This is a genomic window from Paenibacillus sinensis, assembly GCF_019904155.1.
GTDB classification, from domain to species: domain Bacteria; phylum Bacillota; class Bacilli; order Paenibacillales; family Paenibacillaceae; genus Paenibacillus_AQ; species Paenibacillus_AQ sinensis.
On the sequence record NZ_JAHCMB010000147.1, the window covers coordinates 1 to 2,187 of the forward strand.

1 protein-coding gene, 5 tRNA genes and 1 rRNA gene are annotated in these 2,187 nt (G+C 49.7%); all 7 read right to left on the minus strand.

Going from position 1 to position 2,187, the window contains the following annotated elements:
- Positions 1 to 143: 143 nt before the first annotated feature.
- Positions 144 to 887 carry a BofC C-terminal domain-containing protein gene (locus KIH86_RS16200; RefSeq protein WP_223088694.1) on the minus strand — a complete coding sequence of 248 codons (744 nt, stop codon included), beginning with the start codon at positions 885 to 887 and terminating at the stop codon, positions 144 to 146.
- A gap of 392 nt (positions 888 to 1,279) precedes the next feature.
- A tRNA-Arg gene (locus KIH86_RS16205) sits at positions 1,280 to 1,356 on the minus strand.
- A 5-nt stretch (positions 1,357 to 1,361) separates the two neighbouring features.
- Positions 1,362 to 1,436: transfer RNA gene (locus tag KIH86_RS16210), tRNA-Gly, on the minus strand.
- A gap of 28 nt (positions 1,437 to 1,464) precedes the next feature.
- Positions 1,465 to 1,541: transfer RNA gene (locus KIH86_RS16215), tRNA-Asp, on the minus strand.
- 29 nt (positions 1,542 to 1,570) lie between these two features.
- Positions 1,571 to 1,644, minus strand: a tRNA-Met gene (locus tag KIH86_RS16220).
- A gap of 11 nt (positions 1,645 to 1,655) precedes the next feature.
- Positions 1,656 to 1,727 (minus strand) — tRNA-Glu (locus KIH86_RS16225).
- 136 nt (positions 1,728 to 1,863) lie between these two features.
- A 5S ribosomal RNA gene (gene rrf / locus KIH86_RS16230) occupies positions 1,864 to 1,980 on the minus strand.
- Positions 1,981 to 2,187: the final 207 nt, after the last annotated feature.

A 2,187-nucleotide genomic window follows, 5' to 3' on the forward strand; every position in this document is an offset into this window, starting at 1 on the left:
CCCTTGGCTAACGGTAGGCGCTCGCCAGCCCCCGTTCGGGACTTTCACCCTAAAGATAACGCCCATGCTGGGCGTACACGACAAAATAAGCCCTGGCAGCGCCAGAGCTTATCTATTCTTACATTTCATTGTGTCCATTATTCTTACATCGCCCGCTCATCACTGTCGCGCGCAAAATCGCTAAATGTCGAAAGCACGCTATTGTACTCCTCCATGTCCTGAATGCGAATTCCACCTTGAAGCTGCTTCCAGACTTTCTCCGGGAGGGAGGACTTCATCGTGCCAATATCGATTTGAAAAAAGGTCTTTAGCACTTCTTCCTGTTTAGGCGGCCCTTTAAACAGCGTTAAATTTCCGCCTTGATCAATTCCGATATAGGCTTCCCTTTTGCAGTCAGGCGATAAGTCATTGACCGTCCGCTTCAGCCACAAATCCCCCGTCGAATCGAGCGTACCGTCCCACTCCGGATGTTGATCGAGCAGAGACAGAACCTCGGCCGATTTCATCACAGTTCCGCCCTCCGTCACTTCGTCACCGCTCACATATTTGGTTGTATAGTGGACACGCCGGCTAAGGCCGCTCTCTGAAATAGCCCGGCGCAGCGTATCGTTCCCCTGCACGTTCGAGTTGGTAGGTGTATTCCAGGCGCCCGAGCCTCGAAAAACGGCCGCAGCCTGCTGATTCCAGACTTCCTGGCGGCTCCAGTCGGCGTATGTCCGTTCAGCCGCTGTCATTGCTCCGGTTAGCAGCTTAGACATCCGCTCCGGAACTTGAAATCCTGACCAGGCGATCAGAATCAGCATGGAGCATGCCGTTCCAGCCCAAAGAGCCTTCTTCCAACGTCTCCATCGACGCCACAGCTGTCTTTTCAATCGAAAAGCACTCATGTATATCCCTTCATTCATCTGTTTTACCTAATTGTGTCCCATGAATGAAAGGTTTATGCGGGGCAGACCCATGTTTTATGAGACCTTATTTTTTCAAGCTCGGTAAACAAGGAGAGCAGTATAAGAGGTACTATTGCCGCCATTCCGGCCTGGTCATTGACTCGGGTGATAACCTTATGGTTGATACAAGGCCTGTAATGAAAAACAAGGATGAGTACCCTCTCATCTTTCTGGCGGGATTCAAATTTACAGCAGGGCCGAACAATCGACGAGTTGAAGTCCCAAAATAAAAAAAGACCGCTGTGCGGTCTTGTCCGTTTGATTATAGAAAAAGTTGATTATATAAAAAAAGCATTGTTTCAACACTTTCCGTGTCGATACAAAGCAATAAATGGCGCGCCCTGAGAGATTCGAACTCCCGACCTTTTGATTCGTAGTCAAACGCTCTATCCAGCTGAGCTAAGGGCGCAAATATGGAGCGGACGACGGGAATCGAACCCGCGACCCTCGCCTTGGCAAGGCGATGCTCTACCGCTGAGCCACGTCCGCATAATGAATAGGTAAAATTTAAAAACAATGGCGGAACCGACGGGATTCGAACCCGCGATCTCCTGCGTGACAGGCAGGCATGTTAGGCCTCTACACCACGGTTCCACAAGGCCACTTCCAGAAGGAAGATTTAATTGCGGGGGCAGGATTTGAACCTGCGACCTTCGGGTTATGAGCCCGACGAGCTACCGAGCTGCTCCACCCCGCGATAGTATAATATGACCCGTAGGGGATTCGAACCCCTGTTACCTCCGTGAAAGGGAGGTGTCTTAACCCCTTGACCAACGGGCCACGTTTCAATTCGTGACAACAAAATATATTATATCAAAAACCAATATAGATTTCAATACTAAAATTAGATTTTATCGAAATAAATTGGATTCACTCATTAAAAAACCACTGTTGAAACGTCAACAGTGGTTCATTTGCTTGGCAGCTTCCTACTCTCCCAGGACCCTTCGGTCCAAGTACCATCGGCGCTGGAGGGCTTAACGGTCGTGTTCGGGATGGGTACGCGTGGAACCCCTCCGCCATCGCCACCAAACAGGATTTTTGCGCTGCTTTTCACTTCCACGAAGATCGCTTCAGCAAAATATCCGCCCTTAGAAAGGACATGCAGCTTAAAAATCGGTTCAGGAAGTTGACTCCCTGAAAACTGGATCGAAACGAATCTTGCGTTCTTTTGGATAAGCCCTCGACCGATTAGTACTGGTCAGCTCCATGCATTGCTGCACTTCCACCCCCAGCCTAT